Raw genomic sequence first — 17,899 nt, 5'->3', positions numbered from 1 at the left:
GGCGATGGCCTCGGGAAGGATGCGGCGCACTTTCGGGCTTCCCATGAGGGGAAGGTCAACCACCGCATCCCATGGGTTGCTTCCGCTTGACCTTCCCATCGGGGTAAGCCGGAGTCTCCTTCCGCCGGCAATTCGCCGGACGGGAGAAGGCCATGAAACTGATCGTCGAAGGGATGACGTGCGGGCATTGCGTCCGCGCAATCACCAAGGCCATCCAGTCGTTGGATGCGAATGCAACCGTGCAGGTGGATGTCGCCGGCGGCAGCGTGATCATCAAGGGCGGCGTGGACGCCGGCCTGGCGACCGCAGCGATCGAATCGGAAGGTTATCGAGTGGTGTCGGTGCAGGACGCGCCGAAAGCTTGCTGCGGTACGTGCCAAGCCTGATCGGAGAGGCGAAATGAAATTCCTCGTTGACGGCATTCGCTGCGGCGATTGCGTGCGTGCCATCGTAGACGCGGTGCTTGATATCGACATCGGCGCGCGCATCAAGGTCGATGCGGGCACGCGCCATGTAGGCATCGCGGGCCGGATGTCGCTCGAACAAGCATGCACGGCCATCGAAGCGCGCGGTTTCCACATCAGATCGGTTCTCGACGGGTCGATCGAGGATGCGATCTGGAACGGCACGCGACCCCCCACGCAGTACGTCTGATCCGCGAGGCTCGCTAGTTCCGGGCCCCAATGATCCCGCACCGTGCCATTTACACCCGTCCCATCCATCCGCAGACTCGCCCAAGTCGGGCCCGGGTCGTGCCCGTCTGAACCCCTCGATGAGTGGAGGCACCGCAATGGGTTACATCGCAGGCACCCTGGTCGCGTTCATCTTGCTCGGACTGGCGGCATTGTCGGGTTTCTCGCGCGACCGCTCCTTCCACGCCACGCTTTTGATGGTGGTCGCGTCGTACTACGTGCTGTTCGCGGCGATGGCAGGTTCGATATCGGCGATGGTGGTGGAATCAGCGATCGCGACCGCCTTCCTCCTTGCCGCCGTCGCAGGCTTCAGGCGCTGGCATTGGCTCATCGTCGTTGGACTTGCGGCACACGGCGTCTTCGACTTCGTGCTCCACCCGCTCATGACCAATCCCGGCATGCCTGCATGGTGGCCCGCCTTCTGCGGCACCTTCGACATCGCGGCAGCCGCGTGCATTGCCCTGCTGCTGTCCACCAGGCATCGCCGCGCATGAGGACGGCGTCGCAGCCGAGCTGGCCCCGCCGAAAACCTGCCGCGGGTACAGTTGACCTGTCCTCCGCCTGGTTCGGGTAGAGTGCCGCCATGCGTCTCCGGTCCATCCTGCTTCGCCTACTGCTGTGCATCGCCCTCGTGGCGAACGGCACGTCGGCGGTGTATGCGAGCACGATGATGGCCTTCAACGCCGGCATGGCTGCTACGCCCGCCGCCGGGCAATTTGCCGAACGGCCGTGCCACGACATGCCAGGGATGACGCACGCGGCGATGGCTGCGGACCACGCCATGCCGGCGATGATGCATGCGGCCATGGCTGCCGACCACAACGCACCCGCACCACCGGCCGCGCATTACGACTGCTGCCTGCCGGGCGCCTGCCTGTGCAGTTGCGTTTCGCACGCGCCCACGATCCCTGCGTTCGGGGCGTTTGCCATCTCGACGCTACCTTCGGCCGCGCCCGTCGCTGCGTTGCGCGTTTCGTTCGCGAGCCCGGCGCTTCCACACCTGATCCGACCTCCCATCGGCTAAGCGGACCCCCAGCGCCTGCGTGGCGCTTCCGCTCGTGCGCGTTCGATCGCGTACGCATGCCCGATTCTTTGGAGTGGTTGGATGTCTTCCGATCGTTTTCTAGGAGCGCCTGTCTATCCGGCGCGTCGTCAGTTTTTGCAAGGTCTTGCCGCAGCCGGCGTACTGGCCGGCTTCGGCGGCTTCCCGCTGCGCGCTTCCCCTGGTGTCACGCGCAACGCCACGTTGAGCGGCACCGAGTTCGACCTAGTCATCGGCGAGTCGCCGGCCAACTTCACCGGCCGCACGCGCACGGCCATTACCGTCAACGGCTCCATCCCCGCGCCCTTGTTGCGCTGGAAGGAAGGCACGACGGTCAACCTGCGCGTGAGCAACGCGCTGCCCGCCGGATCGATCCACGGGCATGAAGCCTCGATCCATTGGCACGGCATCCTGCTGCCCGCCAACATGGATGGCGTGCCGGGCATCAGCTTTGACGGCATCGGGCGCGGCGAGACGTACCACTATCGCTTCACGGTGAAGCAGGGCGGCACGTACTGGTATCACAGCCACTCCGGGTTCCAGGAGCAGGCCGGGCTCTACGGGCCGCTCGTCATCGACCCCATCGCGTCCGAGCCGTTCTCATACGATCGCGAGCACGTCGTGATGCTCACCGACTGGACCGATCTCGACCCCACGGCACTGTTCGCGCGCTTGAAGAAGATGCCGGGGTACGACAACTACTACAAGCGCACCGTCGGCGATTTCATGCGCGACGCGAAGCGCGATGGTCTGTCCGCCACGATCGACGACCGCAAGTTGTGGGGCAAGATGCGGATGACGCCGACCGACCTGTCGGACGTCAACGCGAATACCTACACCTACCTGATGAATGGCGCGACGTCGCTCGCGAACTGGACCGGCCTGTTCCGGTCCGGCGAAAAGGTGCGCCTGCGCTTCATCAACGGCTCGTCGATGACCTACTTCGACGTGCGCATCCCGGGCCTCAAGATGACGGTGGTCGCCGCCGACGGGCAGTACGTGCATCCGGTGACGGTCGATGAGTTCCGGATGGCGCCTGCGGAAACGTACGACGTCATCGTCGAACCGACCGGGCAAGACGCCTACACGATCTTCGCGCAGGACATGGCCCACACGGGCTACATCAGCGGCACGCTCGCGGTGCGCGACGGGCTGCGCGCGCCCGTGCCCTCGCTTGACCCGCGCGCGATCCTGGCGATGGCTGACATGGGTCACGGCGGCATGGGACATGACATGCCCGGCATGGGCGGCGGCGCGATGCAGCACGACATGGCGGGGATGCAACCTGGCGCGATGCAACACGACATGGCTGGGATGGACCATGCGGGCATGGGGCACGACATGCCCGGCATGCAGCATGGCGCCGCGATGCCGGTGCATCCGACAAGCGAAGCCGGCAATCCGTTCGTCGACATGCAAACGATGTCGCCCATGCCGCGGCTCGACGATCCCGGCATCGGCCTGCGCGACAACGGCCGCAAGGTCCTCAGCTACGGCATGTTGAAGAGCGCGTTCGAGGACCCCGATGGCCGCGACCCCGGCCGCGAAATCGAATTGCACCTCACGGGCCACATGGAACGCTTCGTATGGGGCTTCAATGGCCAGAAGTTCTCGGAGGTTGAACCCCTGCGACTGAATTACGGCGAGCGTCTTCGGATCGTGCTCGTCAACGACACGATGATGTCGCACCCCATCCACCTGCACGGCATGTGGAGCGACCTGGAAGACGATGACGGCAATTTCCACCTACGGAAACACACGCTCGATATCCCGCCGGGAACGCGGCGCAGCTACCGCGTGCGCGCAGACGCGCTCGGTGGCTGGGCGTACCACTGCCACCTTCTGTTCCACATGGAAGCCGGGATGATGCGCGAAGTGAGGGTCGAAGAATGAAGATGTTCAAGTTCAAGACTCTCGCGATCGGGTTGATGCTGTCGACCGGCGCGGCCGCGCAACATCACGATCATTCGTCAATGCCGATGCCGATGCCGATGCCGGCGAAGCCCGCGCAGCCGCCGAAGGCAACGCCGCCTGCGAAGCCAGCACCCAAGCCAGCGACCAAGCCGAAGCAGAAGCAGAAGCCTGCGCAGAAGCCGCGCGCCGAAAAACCCGTCGACCACTCGACGATGGACCATTCGCAGATGCAGATGGAGCACCCGACGATGGACCATTCGCAGATGCAGATGGACGGCGCGGTGCCCGTGCCCGGCGAGCTTCGCACGCCGATCCCGGCGTTGACCGACGCGGACCGTGAAGCAGCGCGACCTACCGAGCACCACCACGCTGAGCACGACAACACCGTGCACTCGAAGGTCCTGTTCAATCGCCTCGAAGCCTTCGATGCCGACCATGGCAACGGGCTGGCCTGGGAAGGGCAGGCGTGGATCGGCACCGACACCGACAAGGTGTGGCTGCGTTCCGAAGGCGAGCGTGTCGACGACCGCACGGAATCCGCCGATCTTGAGGTCATGTATGGCCGACCAATCGCTCGCTGGTGGGATGTCGTCGGCGGCGTTCGACACGACTTCAAACCCGGCAAGTCGCAAGATTGGGCCGCGATCGGTCTCGTGGGCATCGCGCCCTACAAGTTTGAAGTCGAGGCCACGGCGTACGTCGGCGCGTCAGGCCGAACAGCGGCGCGGATCGAAGCCGAGTACGAGGTGTTGCTGACCAACCGGCTCATCCTGCAACCGCTTGTGGAGGCCAACTTCAACGGCAAGGACGACGAGCGCCGCGGGGTTGGCTCCGGCCTCTCGACGATGGAGGCGGGACTTCGACTTCGGTACGAGGTGCACCGCAAGTTCGCACCCTACATCGGCGTCGTGTACGAGCGCGCGTTCGGCGACACGGCGGACTTTCGTCGCGCGCTGGGCGAAGACAAGAGCGACACCCGCATCGTTGTGGGCGTCAGGGTTTGGTTTTGAAGGGGAGAGCCACCATGCCATTCGTAAAGCGATCAACGCTTCTCACACTCGCAGTCCTGTCAGGCGTGGGCGTGCTCGCCTTCGCTGGATTCGTTTACTCCGGTTCGTACGACATCGGCGCCGACAACGCGCACACGCGCCCGGTGTTGTCGCTCTTGAGGACGATGCGCGAACGGTCCATTGCCGTCCGCGCGAAAGAGCTCACGCTACCGCCGTTGAACGATCCCGCCCGTATCCGCCAGGGAGCCGGAAACTACGACGCCATGTGCACGGGATGTCACCTCGCGCCGGGTATCGCGGAAACCGAGTTGAGCAAAGGTCTTTACCCAGCGCCACCCAACCTGGCGCGCGAGCAAGTGCCGCCTCGTGAGGCGTTCTGGGCAATCAAGCACGGCATCAAGGCGTCGGGCATGCCGGCCTGGGGCAAGAGCATGAACGACGAGTACATCTGGAACATGGTCGCGTTCCTCCAAAAACTGCCGAAGCTGGACGCCGACGCCTACCGCGACACGGTGGCGCATAGCGAAGGGCACTCGCACGGAGGTGGCGAAACCGGCCACCACCACCACGACAACGACGATCACGAGATGGAAGAAGCGCATGGCGAGCATCACGAGCACGAGATGCCCGCGTCCTCGTCGACGGTGTCCGCGCACGCCGAGCAACACGAGCATCAGATGCCGGCCGCCGCGTCGACGGTGCCCGCGCACGGCCAGCCTGGTCATCATCACTGAGCCACCGAGCATGAACAACGCCAATCATGACAATCCGCACGCGCATGGCCACGCGCATCACCATGGTGACGGGCATACGGCGGTTTCGATGCCGCCCGCGAAGGATGCGGGAACGATCTACACCTGTCCGATGCATCCCCAAATTCGCCAGGCCGGCCCGGGCATTTGCCCGATCTGTGGCATGGCGTTGGAGCCGGAACTCCCGTCCCTGGACGACGACGAGAATCACGAGTTGCGGGACTTCTCCCGGCGCTTTTGGTTAACGCTGCCGTTGACGATCATGGTCGTCGTGCTCGCGATGTGGGGCCATCGATGGACCGCGTTGTCGCCGCAGGCAAGGGCGTGGTTGGAGATGGCGCTCAGCGTGCCGGTCGTAGCGTGGGCGGGGTTGCCGTTCTTCGTGCGTTGCGTGCAATCCATCCGCCACCGCAGCCCCAATATGTGGACGCTGATCGGCATCGGTGTGGCGGCGGCTTTCGGGTACAGCGTCGTCGCCACCGTTGCGCCAGGGCTGTTCCCGGCGTCGTTCCATGCGCACGGGCGTGTCGGCGTGTATTTCGAGGCGGCCGTGGTCATCGTCTCTCTCACGCTGTTGGGACAGATGTTGGAGTTGCGCGCAAGGTCCAAGACATCTGCGGCGATCAAGGCGTTGTTGGGGCTCGCACCGAAGACCGCGCGCCGGATCGGAGACGACGGCGCCGAAGAGGATGTTCAGCTTGAGGACGTGCACGTCGGCGATCGGCTGCGCGTGCGCCCCGGAGAAAAGGTGCCGGTGGACGGAACGGTGTTGGAGGGGCAGGGCAGCGTCGACGAATCGATGATCACCGGCGAGCCGATCCCGCAGCGCAAGGACGCGGGCGCGCGCCTGATCGGTGCGACGATCAACGGCACCGGCTCGCTCATCATGCGCGCCGAAAAGGTGGGCGCCGACACCGTGCTGTCGCAGATCGTGCAGCTCGTCGCGCAGGCTCAGCGGTCGCGTGCGCCGATGCAGCGCATGGCCGATCGCGTCGCCTACTGGTTCGTCCTCGCGGTGCTGGCCGCTGCTGCGATCACGTTTCTGGCGTGGGGCTTCTTCGGGCCGGAACCCGCATGGACCTACGCGGTGCTGAACGCAATTTCGGTGCTGATCATCGCGTGCCCGTGCGCGTTGGGCTTGGCAACGCCGATGTCGATCATGGTCGCCACCGGGCGCGGTGCGACGGGCGGCGTGTTGTTCAAGGATGCGGAAGCGATCGAGCGCATCCGTCGCATCGACACCTTGATCGTCGACAAGACGGGCACGCTGACCGAAGGGCATCCCGCGTATCGCGATGCCGTGGGCGCCGACGGTGTCGCGCCAGCAGAAGTATTGCGCATCGCGGCAAGCCTGGACCAGGGAAGCGAGCATCCGCTGGCCGCGGCGATCGTCGCGGAAGCGCGACGGCGTGAAATGACACTTGCTGCCGTCGACGGATTCGACTCAGTGACCGGGTTCGGCGTGCGCGGCCACATCGAAGGGCGCGACGTGGCGCTCGGCAACACCCGCTTGATGGAACAGGTCGGCGCGGATATCACGCAATGGCGGGACAGGGCGGAAGCGTTTCGGAAGGACGGCGCCAGCGTGATGTTCCTCGCCATGGACGGTCGCGTTGCGGGTTTGCTCGCCGTTGCCGACCCGATCAAGGAATCGGCGCTGCCCACGTTGGAGGCGCTGCGGCGCAGCGGCCTGCATGTGGTCATGGCAACCGGGGACGGCGAAACGACCGCGCGCGCGGTCGCCGCGCGCCTCGGCATCGACGAGTTCCACGGCGAAGTCAGTCCGGCAGACAAGGCGGAGCTCGTGCGCGCTCTACAGGCGCAGGGAAAACAGGTCGCGATGGCGGGCGATGGCATCAACGATGCACCGGCGCTGGCAGCGGCCGACGTGGGCGTGGCGATGGGCACGGGCACGGATGTCGCGATGTCCAGCGCCCAGGTCACCTTGGTCAAGGGCGACTTGCGCGGCATCCTGCGCGCGCGCGAGCTGTCCGACGCCACGGTGCGCAACATGAAGCAGAACCTCGGGTTCGCATTCGCCTACAACGCGCTCGGCGTCCCGATCGCGGCCGGTGTGTTGTACCCGGTGTTCCACCTCTTGCTCAGCCCCATGATCGCGGCCCTCGCGATGAGCCTGAGTTCGGTTTCCGTAGTGGCCAATGCGCTGCGCCTGGGCGCAGGTGCGCGCATCACCCCCGATTCGCAGTAGCCAAGACAAGGAGAAACACCATGCAGCACGAACATGCGGCACACGGAAAGCAGGCGAAGCAGCAAATGCACGGCGGGCATTACGTTCGCCTGCTGGTGATGATGGGCCTGTCGTTCCTGGCGATGTACGCCTTGATGTACGCGATGGTGGATCGATTGGGGAATGTGTATGGAAGCGTCAACCAAGCCTGGATGGCTGGGCTGATGGCGGCCCCGATGCTTGTGATCGAATTGCTGGTCATGTGGGGCATGTATCCCGACAAGAAGCGCAACGCGCTCCTGGTGTCCATCGGGGTCGTGGCGATGATCGTTTTCTGGGCACTGATCCGGCAGCAGGCCGCCGTGACCGAACGCCAGTTCCTGCGCTCGATGATCCCGCACCATGCCGGCGCGATCCTCATGTGCGAGGAACGCAAGGGTCGCGATGGCGCCGAAGTGCAAGCGTTGTGTGCGGAAATCCTGGCGTCGCAGCGCGACGAGATCCGGAGGATGAAGGCGTTGCTCGGCGACGAGAATCCGAGGCCATGAACATCGCCGACGACCGGATGCAAAGCGGTTGCTGGGCAGGTACGTATTCCGACAGGCGACTCAAGGGGAGCGACACACCATGACGTTCAACTTGTTCCGATGCAGCGCTGGATACGTGCTCACGCCTAACAACTCACCCGAGCCGGAGAGTAAGCGCGATCTGGGGCCGCTGGAGTACATCGGGCAATTGACCGGCGACGCGCTGGGGCAGGAGGTGTATCGGCGCGTCGTTGTCGAGATCGCCCGGAGCACCTTTGCCGTGATTTCCAAGTCCGAGCTTGGACTTGCATGAGGGGGCCATGCAGGCTTCGCCAAGACGCTCCACCATCGGCCGGGCCGGTAGTAACATCCCGCCCATGACCCGGCGCGCCCGCCATCGCCTGAGGATTGCCTTGTTGGCAATCGTCTGCCTGCTGTTCCAGCAGGCCGCGCTGGCGGCGTACCTGTGCCCCATCGAGCAGATGCCGGCCGGGATGGCGGCAATGGCCGGGCACTGCGCGGAGATGGGGATGGACCTGGCCCGGGATAACCCCGCGCTGTGCGACAAGCACTGCAATCCGGAACATTCCGTGGTCGTCGATACGGTGAAACTGTCGGTGCCCCCACTGGCGCTGCCGGCACCGATGCTCGTGCCACTCGTCCTGCAATCCACCTCCCGCGTCGCAGTCCAGGCCGACGTGCCGATCGCGCGATCGGACCCTCCACCGCGGCTGCGTTTCTGCAGCCTTCTGATCTAGCCCCCGAAATGACGTAGCAATCCGCGCCGGTGCCAGTAGCGCCGCGCGCGTCGCCATGTCCGTTTTGGAGGCTTCATGAACGCCCGATTCGATCGTTGCAGCGCGTGGCGCTTGCCAACGCACGCGCTCGCCCATTTCTTCAGCGTGGTCATGTTGACCACGCCATTCGCGACTGCGGTCGCGGCCGATGACATCTCATTGTCCGAGGCCTTGCGCCTGGCCGGCACGCGCGCGCCCATGCTCGATGCCCGTCGGTTCGGCGTCGCCGCCGCGCAGGAGGAAGCCGCCCGCGCCGGGGCCCTTCCTGATCCCAGGCTGACGATTGGCGTCGATAACTATCCGGTGACGGGAAGTGATGCGTTCGATGCGAGCGCGGACGACATGACCATGAAGAAAATTGGTCTGTGGCAAGAGATCCCGTCCCGTGCGAAACGTTTGGCGCGAGTGTCGTTCGCGGACCGGCAGGTCGACGAGGCGACGGCCAAGGCGGAGGCAGAAGCGCTGGCGGTACGCCGTGCCACCGCGGAAGCATGGATCGCCGTGTGGTCGGCCCATCGCGAATTGACAGCGCTGCAGATGCTGAGGGAGCAAGCCGCGCTGGCGGCGAAACTGGCCAAGGCGCGCGTGTCGGGCGGTAGTGAAACGGTCAGCGACGCACTCGCCACCGAAGCCGCCCTGCTCGAACTCGACAACCGCATCGAGGCCACGCAGGCAGAGAAACGCGCAGCGCAAGCCGGACTCGCGCGCTGGGTGGGTGATGCCGCGGTCGAGGTGAGCAACGTGGCGCCGGATTTCAATTCGCTCCCGATGTCCGAGTCCCAGTTGCTTGCGGCGGTTGATCGGGTCGGCCCGTTGCTGCCCGCGACCGCGCAAGTCGAAACAGCGGCGGCCGCGATTGACGTGGCCCGCGCGGACAAGCGATCGGACTGGAGCGTTGGGGCTTCGTACGGCCAGCGCGCCGGTGGTCGCAGCGACATGATCATGTTGGAGGTGGGCATCGGCTTGCCGCTCTTCTCGCGCAATCGGCAAGACCGTGGAATCAGCGCCCGAGAGGCCGACTACCAGGCAGCGCTCGCAAGCCGAGAGGACCTCCGCCGCCAGGAAGCAGCGCGCATTCGCGCCGATATCGCTCGGTGGGAAGGATTGAAACGCCAGGTCGTGTTGCACGAGGACGCCTTGTTGCCCCTCGCGCAGGACCGCAGCGCGACGACGCTCGCCGCATACCGCGCCGGCGGCGATCTGCAACCATGGCTCAGCGCTCGTCGAGACGAGCTCGATGTCCATCTCGCGCACGCCGAACACCTCGGTGAACTGGGACGTGCCTGGGCCGCGTTGGCCTTCCTGTTGCCCGCGGAGACGCAGCCATGACCACCACGCATCGCCGTTTGCAAATCGTTGCCGGATTCGTCGCGCTCCTGGCGGCCGTCGGCATTGGCTACTGGTTCGGGCGGTCCCGCGAGAGCGCATCCACGACCGCTTCGCCCAACATGCAGCCAGCCGACCGCCAGGTCATTTATTGGTACGACCCGATGGTGCCGGACCAGCACTTCGACAAACCCGGCAAGTCGCCCTTCATGGACATGCCAATGGTGCCGAAGTACGCCGATGAGGCGACATCGGGGGGCATTTCCATTGCACCCGGCGTGCGCCAGAACCTCGGCATGCGCACGGCGGTGGTCAAGCCCGGACGATTGGGCGCGACGCTTGAAGTGCCCGGCACGATCACTTGGGACTTGCGCCAGGAGCGCATCGTCAGTGCCCGCGTCGATTCGGTTGTCGAGCACCTGGATGTGCGCGCGCCATTTGAACGGGTGCGGGCAGGACAGCCTTTGGCCCGCATCATCGCGCCGAGTTGGAACACCGCGATTGCCGAGGCGCAGGCGCTGGGCAACGCAAGCTCTCCCGCGGCGCAGGGGTTGCGACCAGCCGCGCATGAACGATTGCGCGCATTGGGTCTTCCCGAAGGGAGTGGCACGGGCCAGCGCGGCCGCCTCACGTTGACCTCGCCGGTCACCGGCGTCGTCAGTGAAATCGGAGTTCGCGAGGGCCAAGCCGCGCCGATGGGCACGTTGTTGTTCCGCATCAATGGCACGCAGACCGTCTGGCTCGAAGCCGCCATTCCGCAGGCGGGGCTCGCAGGCATTGCGAACGGGACGCCGGTGGATGCGACGGTCGACGCATTGCCGGGCGAAACCTTTCGTGGCCGCGTTGAAGCCGTGCTGTCGCAAGTCGACACGAACAGCCGCACGCAACAAGCGCGCATCGTGCTCGACAACCCGCGTGGCGTGCTCGTGCCGGGCATGTTCGCGCGCATTGCATTGCATCCGTCCGCGGGCGGCGAACGACCGCTCGTGCCGACCGAAGCGCTGATCGGCGCCGGGTCCCAGGCGCGGGTGATAGTGCTCGCGGCCGACGACACCTTTCGCGCGGTGCATGTGGAGGCAGGCCGCAGCGGTGGCGGGATGACCGAGATTCTCACGGGCTTGAAAGGCGGCGAGCGGGTGGTGGTTTCTGGCCAGTTCCTGATTGATTCGGAAGCGAACCTCTCGGGTGCGCTCGAACGCCTCGACGCAACCGACCGCGACAAGATGCCGAGCGACGTCATGCCGGGCATGCCGGAGATGACGATGCCACCTTCGCCTTCGGCGTCCGCCCAACGGAAATGCCCGGTGGTGTATTGGTACGACCCGATGGCGCCGGACAAGCACTTCGACAAGCCCGGCAAGTCGCCTTTCATGGACATGCAACTGGTGCCCAAGTTTGCCCCGAAGGCGAACGCGGACTGCACCATCCGTGATGTGCCTGACGCCGCAGGGCAGCAGCCATGATCGCCCGCATCATCCGGGCGTCGATCGCCCATCGGCTGTTCGTGCTGCTCGCCGCCGTTGCGCTAGCGGTCGTCGGGATCTGGTCGACGATGCACACGCCGCTCGATGCCTTGCCCGATCTGTCGGACACGCAGGTCATCATCCGCACCGAGTGGCCCGGCCAGGCGCCACGCATCGTCGAGGATCAGGTCACCTATCCACTCACCACGACGATGCTGTCGGTGCCTGGCGTGAAAGCGGTGCGCGGTTTTTCCTTCTTCGGCGACTCGTTTGTGTACGTGCTGTTCGATGACAAGACCGATCTGTACTGGGCGCGGTCCCGCGTCCTCGAATATCTGAGCCAGGTGCGCGATCGCTTGCCGGCCCAGGTCAATCCTGCGATCGGACCTGATGCGACCGGCGTGGGCTGGATTTACGAGTACGCGCTCGTCGATCGCACGGGTCGCCACGACCTCGGACAACTGCGCGCGTTGCAAGATTGGTTCTTGCGCTACGACCTCAAGACTGTGCCCGACGTCGCCGAAGTGGCCAGCGTGGGCGGCATGGTGCAGGCGTGGCAGGTCACGCCCGATCCGCGGGCACTGGCCGCTCGCGGGATCACCATCGACCAGCTTACTGGGGCGATCCAATCCGCGAACGGTGCGACCGGCGGATCGGTGATCGAGCAGGGCGAAGCCGAGTTCATGGTCCGGAGTGAGGGCTATCTGCGCACGCGCGAGGATTTTGAAAATGTGCCGGTCTCGATGATCGCAGGCGGTGTGCCGGTCCTCCTGCGTGACATTGCCACCGTGGAACGCGGGCCTATCCTGCGACGTGGCATCACCGAACTCGACGGGGAAGGCGAGGTCGCCGGCGGCGTCGTCATCCTGCGTTCCGGCAAGAATGCGTTGGTAGCCATCGAAGCCGTCAAGGCGCGGCTGCAGGCGTTGAAGGCGAGCCTGCCGCGCGGTGTCGAAATCGTGCCGACGTACGATCGGTCCGAGCTGATCCTCCACGCCGTGCACAACCTCACCCGCAAGCTGGGGGAAGAGTTCCTCGTGGTCGCGCTGGTGTGCGCGCTGTTCTTGTGGCACATCCGCTCGTCGCTGGTCGCGGTGATCACGCTGCCGCTGGGCGTGCTCGCGGCGTTCATCGTCATGCGCTACCAGGGCATCACCGCCAACCTGCTTTCGCTGGGCGGTATCGCGATTGCGATCGGCGCGATGGTCGATGCGGCGGTCGTCATGATCGAGAACGCGCACAAGCACCTCGAACATTTCCGCGGGGCGCATGGGCGCGAGCCGGAAGGCGACGAACGCTGGGCGTTGATGGCCACTTCCGCCAGCGAAGTCGGCCCGGCCCTGTTCGTGAGCCTGGTGGTGATCACGCTGTCCTTCGTGCCGGTGTTCGCGCTGCAGGCGCAGGAAGGGCGGCTGTTCTCACCGCTGGCGTTCACCAAGACCTACGCGATGGCCGCGGCAGCGGGCCTCTCCATCACCCTGATCCCGGTGCTGATGGGCTACCTGATCCGCGGGAACATTCGCTCCGAGCGGGACAATCCGCTCAATCGCATGCTGATCGCGATGTACAAACCAGCGCTTGACCTCGTGCTGCGTTTCCCGAAGCTGACGCTCGCGCTGGGGGGCGCCGCGCTGCTGCTGAGCGCGATCCCGATGTTGCGCCTGGGCAGCGAGTTCATGCCGCCGTTGGAAGAAGGCACGTTGCTGTACATGCCCTCGGCGCTCCCGGGCATGTCCGCAGGCAAGACGGCGCAACTGCTGCAGTTGACGGACAGGATGCTCAAGGCCGTGCCCGAAGTGGACCACGTTTTCGGCAAGGCAGGTCGCGCTGAAACCGCAACGGACCCTGCGCCGCTGGAAATGTTCGAGACCACAATCACATTCAAGCCGCGAAGCCAATGGCGGCCGGGGATGACACCGGAGAAGCTCCGCGTCGAACTCGATCGCGCCGTGCGTGTGCCGGGGCTCACGAACTTGTTCGTACCTCCGATCCGCAACCGAATCGACATGCTGGCCACTGGCATCAAGAGCCCGATCGGCATCAAGGTGTCGGGGCCAGACGTCGCCGTGCTGGCCGAGTTGAGTGATCGCATCGAACGCATCGCGCGCACGGTCCCGGGCGTCAGCTCGGCGCTGGCAGAGCGGATAGCCGGGGGGCGCTATCTCGATGTCACGGTTCGACCCGACGCGGCGGCACGGTACGGCCTGAGCCAGGCCGACGTGCAGCGGCTGATTGCGACGGTGGTGGGCGGCAGCCCCGTCACAGAGACCCTTCAGGGACGCGAACGCTACCCGGTGGTCGTGCGCTACCCGCGCCAGGTTCGCGACTCGTTGCCAGCACTCGCGCAACTCCCGATCATCGCGCCCGGCGGGGCGCAACTGACACTGGGGCAGGTGGCCGAACTGACCTTCAGCGAAGGGCCGCCGATGCTCCGCAGCGACAACGCGCGCTTGAGCACCTATGTGTACGTCGATGTGGCGGGACGCGATCTGGGATCGGTTGTCGCCGACTTGCAACGCAACGTCGCCAAGCAAGTGGCGATGCCGGCGGGCTATGCCGTGGATTGGTCCGGCCAGTTCGAGTATCTGAAACGCGCTGGCGAGCGCCTGCGTCTCGTCGTGCCGGCGACGTTGGCGATCATCTTCTGCCTGATCTACTTCGTCTTTCGGCGCGCTTCGGAGGCCCTGGTCATCATGCTGAGCCTGCCGTTGGCATTGATTGGCGGGTTGTGGCTGATCTGGGCGCTGGGGCATGCCGTGTCGGTGGCGACGCTCATTGGATTCATTGCACTCGCCGGCGTTGCCGCGGAGTTCGGCATCATCATGCTCCTGTACCTGCGCCACGCATGGGAGCGACAACTCGCAGCCAATCCTGAGGCAGGCGGTGTCGAACTCGACGCAGCCATCCGGGAAGGCGCGGTGCAGCGCGTCAGGCCGAAGGCGATGACGGTCGCCGTCATCCTTGCCGGTCTCTTGCCGATCATGATCGGCGGCGGTGCAGGGTCGGAGGTGATGCAACGCATCGCGGCCCCGATAGTCGGCGGCATGATCAGCGCGCCCCTCTTGTCGATGCTCGTAATCCCCGCCGCGTTCGTGCTGCTACGGCGCCGCGAGCTCGCCCGAAACAATTCCACTACAACCAGGAAAACGAAATGAAGCACCTCACCTTGCTGTTTGTGCCCATGTTGCTGGCCGCGTGCTCGCAGGATCGACCGCCCCAGGAAACAGGCCCCCAGCCAGTTGCGGCGGCGACGTCCGCTCGCGCCATGGCTGACGTCGCGCCCGCTACCGTTGCGACTGCTAGCGGCGTCGTCGAAGCAATGGACCCGGCAGGCGGAACGATCACCATCGCGCACGGTCCCGTGGCGCAATTGAAGTGGCCGCCCATGACGATGAAGTTCCGGACCGGAGCGATCGACGTGACTGCAATCCGCCTCGGTGACCACGTCGACTTCAAGTTCAAGTCGCAAGGCATGGATGCAACGCTGACCGAAATCGCACGTCGCCAGCCCGAGAACTGAGCGGCGCCCACGCGCTGCACTGCTTCGTGCTGTCGGGTTACAAGTAGATTCATTGCCCGGGCCGCGCAGCGCGACGGGGCTCGGTTTCTATGCCGATGAGGGCGACATGCGATTTGATATTCGTGCGGCCACAATGAGCGACGCCGCCTCGTCGCCGCAACTGCTTGTCAGTCAATGTCCGCCTTTACGACCCTTGCGGTCCGTGTCAGGCGCAACTGGGTTCGGAAAGAGGCTTCGCCAATCGCGTCGAGAGTTGTCGAATAGGTCAGGCTCCGCGCTTGCGCTTCCCGCGGCGATCAGTCCCGCGCGGCGCGGTGTTTGCCGCGAATTCGGAAGCAGGCGGAGGGCCCGACGACTCCCCATTACCGCAGCGCAGACACCGCGCCAATGTGCAGTGGCGTCACGGGTTCGGTTCCGCACCAACATTGCTGCTCGCGCTTCTGCCTCTTCGCACACAAGGTGTACGTGATCTCGCATGGCCGGGATGTCGGCGCGCACGAAATGACCGAAGGGCACTGCTTTGAACTCCCGGTCCCACATGGCGAGTTCCGCCTCCGTGAGATCTTCTGGCGGACCAACAACGTGCGGGGCGGGGGATTCAATCGGCTTTCTGGCCATCGCTCACCTCATGGTTTTCGAACCTAAGCCATTAATTACAAGCGCAGGGGGTGGCCGGCTGCCGCGGTGCGCATAGATTTTTCCATCCCCCCCGTGCCCTCGGCGCCCGGCTCGGTCGCCACGGCTTCCCTCCACGCACCTCAAGCTGTTTCGTGCGGCAGGCAAGTAGCCTCTTCGCCGTTGATGTTATGGACATGGTGAATTCAAAGGTGCCCTTGTCGCGGGCCACCGCACATCGCGGCGACAATGTAGTTGGCCCTGTCTGAAGGCCTACCGCGACCGGCTGCGCCTTTGGGGAAGGCTTCGATGGCCCTTTCACAGGGGCGATATGGCCCGCTTCAAAGGCTGGTGCTTCATTCGCACCCGACACCTCGAACTTCTGCCACAGACTGGAAGGCGTTGCCGTCGGCCTAACATCAAGCTTGCCTTCGCATGCGTCGATGGCCATCCAAGTGAATGCGAAAAGTGAGCATCGATGGAGGCCGCCTTGTCTGGTCAACTCGATCAAGCCTGCCGCCAGCAGTTCGTTGATGGCGCTCTGAAGTGAGGAGTTAGACGTCCATCCACGCCTGCGCATGATGGTCCTGGTAGCCGCGATGTCACCGTTGTGGCCGAAGCGGAAGCCCGCCATGAGGTCGAACAACAGACGTTTGGAGTTGGCCGACCTGCTCATGAAAGCCGGCGATTCGAGGACGGCGCGCGGGATCGTGACGTAGGGGCCGGATGCCAACCGACCCTTCAGATTGAAGAGCTTCCCGGCCATCACGGTTCCCCTTTGGCGTGCACGCATTCGAGTTGAGTGAGCGCCCATGTCGCCTCCAGGAGCATCTGGTGCGCAGCCCATGCCCACTCTTCTTCGTCGGCGTGCTGGACGGCCTCAATCAACGCGGTGCGCAGGCCGCCGGCAACCCAATTCAGGTGTTCCGCCGCCTCGTGCAGGTCGACCGCCCACGCATGGTCCGGTTCGACGTGCATTGTGAGCTGAACCTCGGGCGCGGGCGCGGCGAGCGCGTGGGCTGTGAACCGACGCAATGTCTCGCCGATGTCCCAGAGCGTTTGATGGGCGAACGGAAAACCATCAATCGAAGGACTTCGGGCAACGTCGACCAGGACGTGGTAACTGGCCTCGGCCATGGACTTCAACTTCGTCGCAAGTTCGCGCGAATCAATCGACATCCGGATTTACCTCCGAGAACGGGCGTGCCTTCCGCGGGCGACCGCGCCCTGCATGAGCGTTACGGGCCGGCGCAGCAAGACAAGTCGCAGGGGCTGGATGTTTCGATGCGCGATAACGATCGGCTAGCGAAGCCGCAAAGCGTTCGATGTCGGCTTGAAGCCATTGGGGGGCGCGACCCGGCCGTCGAACGGGTAGGGGGAAATCAGGGTCGTGATAGCTGCCGGTCGCGCCGTAGAACGTTGTTCGGCATTCGCCGAGCGCTTCTCGGACATCCTGCACGTGGAGCAACACCTTCATCGCCGGGGCACCGATCTGTTACTGGTGCGGCAACGGTAGTCTGCACGCGGCTGCGACGCGGCTACCCTTTTGGATTCAAAAGGGGATCAAATCTTCAACTTGACCGCCCGCGCGCGCGCGCGTTTGGCAAGTTTGTCGACCGTATGCTTGGGTATTTCGCGGGCTAATCGAAGGAATTCCTGCAGGTCGTCGAAAGTCACGAGCTCGGCTTCGCTTGCGGCGGACCGTAGCTTCAACAACGCCTCCGATGCCAAGTGATACCGGGCTGCCGCCGTATAAGTGATCGGACGACCGATCATGCGACGAGTGCGAAAGTGCGAGATCACCGCGTTGATTCGCTCGCTTGAACGACCGCGATGGGGGTTCGACAGGTGCATTAAAGCTTCGACGGCTTCTTCGGTCGCAGCTTTCAGTTCCGCCCGGGTCGATCCGGACTGAAGCTCGAAGCGCAGTTTATGGGCAACGCCGCGAATGACCAGCTTACCGAGCGGAGACAACCCGCGCTTGCGCCTGGGCGCAGACGATTGCGTTGGCATAGTTGAACTCCCAGTGGTTGGTAAAGCGAATCAGGCTCCG

The 17,899-nt window shown here is 64.8% G+C and carries 17 protein-coding genes; 15 read left to right on the top strand and 2 right to left on the bottom strand.

Annotated elements, in window-relative coordinates; genetic code table 11:
- Nucleotides 1-152: 152 nt before the first annotated feature.
- From LYSCAS_RS14735 to LYSCAS_RS14665, 15 genes are all read left to right on the top strand, one after another.
- Nucleotides 153-386: a heavy-metal-associated domain-containing protein gene (locus tag LYSCAS_RS14735; protein ID WP_213434798.1), complete on the top strand. Its 234-nt coding sequence runs from the start codon at nucleotides 153-155 to the stop codon at nucleotides 384-386.
- Nucleotides 387-399: 13 nt separating this feature from the next.
- Complete coding sequence (locus LYSCAS_RS14730) at nucleotides 400-654, top strand: heavy-metal-associated domain-containing protein (protein ID WP_213434797.1); 255 nt, start codon at nucleotides 400-402, stop codon at nucleotides 652-654.
- Nucleotides 655-790: 136 nt separating this feature from the next.
- Nucleotides 791-1,186 carry a hypothetical protein gene (locus LYSCAS_RS14725; protein ID WP_213434796.1) on the top strand — a complete coding sequence of 132 codons (396 nt, stop codon included), beginning with the start codon at nucleotides 791-793 and terminating at the stop codon, nucleotides 1,184-1,186.
- A gap of 89 nt (nucleotides 1,187-1,275) precedes the next feature.
- Nucleotides 1,276-1,716 carry a CopL family metal-binding regulatory protein gene (locus tag LYSCAS_RS14720; RefSeq protein ID WP_213434795.1) on the top strand — a complete coding sequence of 147 codons (441 nt, stop codon included), beginning with the start codon at nucleotides 1,276-1,278 and terminating at the stop codon, nucleotides 1,714-1,716.
- 81 nt (nucleotides 1,717-1,797) lie between these two features.
- The gene (locus tag LYSCAS_RS14715) at nucleotides 1,798-3,627 is read left to right on the top strand and encodes a copper resistance system multicopper oxidase (protein WP_213434794.1); all 1,830 of its coding nucleotides are present in this window, start codon (nucleotides 1,798-1,800) and stop codon (nucleotides 3,625-3,627) included.
- Nucleotides 3,624-4,658 (top strand): copper resistance protein B, encoded by a 1,035-nt coding sequence (locus LYSCAS_RS14710; RefSeq protein WP_213434793.1) that lies wholly within the window; start codon nucleotides 3,624-3,626, stop codon nucleotides 4,656-4,658. Before LYSCAS_RS14715 ends, LYSCAS_RS14710 begins: the two co-directional genes overlap by 4 nt.
- A gap of 71 nt (nucleotides 4,659-4,729) precedes the next feature.
- A complete protein-coding gene (locus LYSCAS_RS14705) occupies nucleotides 4,730-5,392 on the top strand; it encodes a c-type cytochrome (protein WP_244858569.1) in 663 nt (220 codons plus the stop codon).
- Nucleotides 5,393-5,522: 130 nt separating this feature from the next.
- Nucleotides 5,523-7,619, top strand: a complete 2,097-nt coding sequence (locus tag LYSCAS_RS14700) for a copper-transporting P-type ATPase (protein WP_213437859.1) — start codon at nucleotides 5,523-5,525, stop codon at nucleotides 7,617-7,619.
- A gap of 20 nt (nucleotides 7,620-7,639) precedes the next feature.
- Nucleotides 7,640-8,146 carry a DUF305 domain-containing protein gene (locus LYSCAS_RS14695; RefSeq protein ID WP_213434791.1) on the top strand — a complete coding sequence of 169 codons (507 nt, stop codon included), beginning with the start codon at nucleotides 7,640-7,642 and terminating at the stop codon, nucleotides 8,144-8,146.
- Between the two features lie 79 nt (nucleotides 8,147-8,225).
- Nucleotides 8,226-8,438: a hypothetical protein gene (locus LYSCAS_RS14690; protein ID WP_213434790.1), complete on the top strand. Its 213-nt coding sequence runs from the start codon at nucleotides 8,226-8,228 to the stop codon at nucleotides 8,436-8,438.
- Between the two features lie 64 nt (nucleotides 8,439-8,502).
- Nucleotides 8,503-8,883, top strand: coding sequence for a hypothetical protein (locus tag LYSCAS_RS14685; protein WP_244858568.1), 381 nt, complete (start codon nucleotides 8,503-8,505; stop codon nucleotides 8,881-8,883).
- Between the two features lie 75 nt (nucleotides 8,884-8,958).
- Nucleotides 8,959-10,251: a TolC family protein gene (locus tag LYSCAS_RS14680; protein WP_244858567.1), complete on the top strand. Its 1,293-nt coding sequence runs from the start codon at nucleotides 8,959-8,961 to the stop codon at nucleotides 10,249-10,251.
- The gene (locus LYSCAS_RS16060) at nucleotides 10,248-11,711 is read left to right on the top strand and encodes an efflux RND transporter periplasmic adaptor subunit (protein ID WP_213434789.1); all 1,464 of its coding nucleotides are present in this window, start codon (nucleotides 10,248-10,250) and stop codon (nucleotides 11,709-11,711) included. Before LYSCAS_RS14680 ends, LYSCAS_RS16060 begins: the two co-directional genes overlap by 4 nt.
- Nucleotides 11,708-14,866: an efflux RND transporter permease subunit gene (locus LYSCAS_RS14670; protein ID WP_213434788.1), complete on the top strand. Its 3,159-nt coding sequence runs from the start codon at nucleotides 11,708-11,710 to the stop codon at nucleotides 14,864-14,866. Before LYSCAS_RS16060 ends, LYSCAS_RS14670 begins: the two co-directional genes overlap by 4 nt.
- A complete protein-coding gene (locus tag LYSCAS_RS14665; RefSeq protein ID WP_213434787.1) occupies nucleotides 14,863-15,231 on the top strand; it encodes a copper-binding protein in 369 nt (122 codons plus the stop codon). Before LYSCAS_RS14670 ends, LYSCAS_RS14665 begins: the two co-directional genes overlap by 4 nt.
- A gap of 1,380 nt (nucleotides 15,232-16,611) precedes the next feature.
- Here the strand turns inward: LYSCAS_RS14665 and LYSCAS_RS14660 are convergent.
- Both LYSCAS_RS14660 and LYSCAS_RS14655 read right to left on the bottom strand, forming a co-directional pair.
- Nucleotides 16,612-17,025 (bottom strand): hypothetical protein, encoded by a 414-nt coding sequence (locus LYSCAS_RS14660; RefSeq protein WP_213434786.1) that lies wholly within the window; start codon nucleotides 17,023-17,025, stop codon nucleotides 16,612-16,614.
- 384 nt (nucleotides 17,026-17,409) lie between these two features.
- Nucleotides 17,410-17,859: a hypothetical protein gene (locus LYSCAS_RS14655; RefSeq protein ID WP_213434785.1), complete on the bottom strand. Its 450-nt coding sequence runs from the start codon at nucleotides 17,857-17,859 to the stop codon at nucleotides 17,410-17,412.
- Between the last annotated feature and the right edge of the window lie 40 nt (nucleotides 17,860-17,899).

Origin of the sequence: Noviluteimonas caseinilytica, assembly GCF_018406605.1 — a bacterium.
GTDB classification, from domain to species: Bacteria; Pseudomonadota; Gammaproteobacteria; order Xanthomonadales; family Xanthomonadaceae; genus Noviluteimonas; species Noviluteimonas caseinilytica.
The sequence above is the reverse complement of the archived record's forward strand: the minus strand, read 5'-3'. Positions and strand labels throughout refer to the sequence as shown.

Coding starts and splice junctions, on each gene's coding strand:
- LYSCAS_RS14720 (WP_213434795.1), top strand. CDS start 1,276: ATGCGTCTCCGGTCCATCCTGCTTCGCCTACTGCTGTGCATCGCCCTC.
- LYSCAS_RS14655 (WP_213434785.1), bottom strand. CDS start 17,859: ATGCCAACGCAATCGTCTGCGCCCAGGCGCAAGCGCGGGTTGTCTCCG.
- LYSCAS_RS14685 (WP_244858568.1), top strand. CDS start 8,503: ATGACCCGGCGCGCCCGCCATCGCCTGAGGATTGCCTTGTTGGCAATC.
- LYSCAS_RS14735 (WP_213434798.1), top strand. CDS start 153: ATGAAACTGATCGTCGAAGGGATGACGTGCGGGCATTGCGTCCGCGCA.
- LYSCAS_RS14670 (WP_213434788.1), top strand. CDS start 11,708: ATGATCGCCCGCATCATCCGGGCGTCGATCGCCCATCGGCTGTTCGTG.
- LYSCAS_RS14660 (WP_213434786.1), bottom strand. CDS start 17,025: ATGTCGATTGATTCGCGCGAACTTGCGACGAAGTTGAAGTCCATGGCC.
- LYSCAS_RS14725 (WP_213434796.1), top strand. CDS start 791: ATGGGTTACATCGCAGGCACCCTGGTCGCGTTCATCTTGCTCGGACTG.
- LYSCAS_RS14730 (WP_213434797.1), top strand. CDS start 400: ATGAAATTCCTCGTTGACGGCATTCGCTGCGGCGATTGCGTGCGTGCC.
- LYSCAS_RS14690 (WP_213434790.1), top strand. CDS start 8,226: ATGACGTTCAACTTGTTCCGATGCAGCGCTGGATACGTGCTCACGCCT.
- LYSCAS_RS14695 (WP_213434791.1), top strand. CDS start 7,640: ATGCAGCACGAACATGCGGCACACGGAAAGCAGGCGAAGCAGCAAATG.
- LYSCAS_RS14715 (WP_213434794.1), top strand. CDS start 1,798: ATGTCTTCCGATCGTTTTCTAGGAGCGCCTGTCTATCCGGCGCGTCGT.
- LYSCAS_RS14665 (WP_213434787.1), top strand. CDS start 14,863: ATGAAGCACCTCACCTTGCTGTTTGTGCCCATGTTGCTGGCCGCGTGC.
- LYSCAS_RS14700 (WP_213437859.1), top strand. CDS start 5,523: ATGCATCCCCAAATTCGCCAGGCCGGCCCGGGCATTTGCCCGATCTGT.
- LYSCAS_RS14680 (WP_244858567.1), top strand. CDS start 8,959: ATGAACGCCCGATTCGATCGTTGCAGCGCGTGGCGCTTGCCAACGCAC.
- LYSCAS_RS14710 (WP_213434793.1), top strand. CDS start 3,624: ATGAAGATGTTCAAGTTCAAGACTCTCGCGATCGGGTTGATGCTGTCG.
- LYSCAS_RS16060 (WP_213434789.1), top strand. CDS start 10,248: ATGACCACCACGCATCGCCGTTTGCAAATCGTTGCCGGATTCGTCGCG.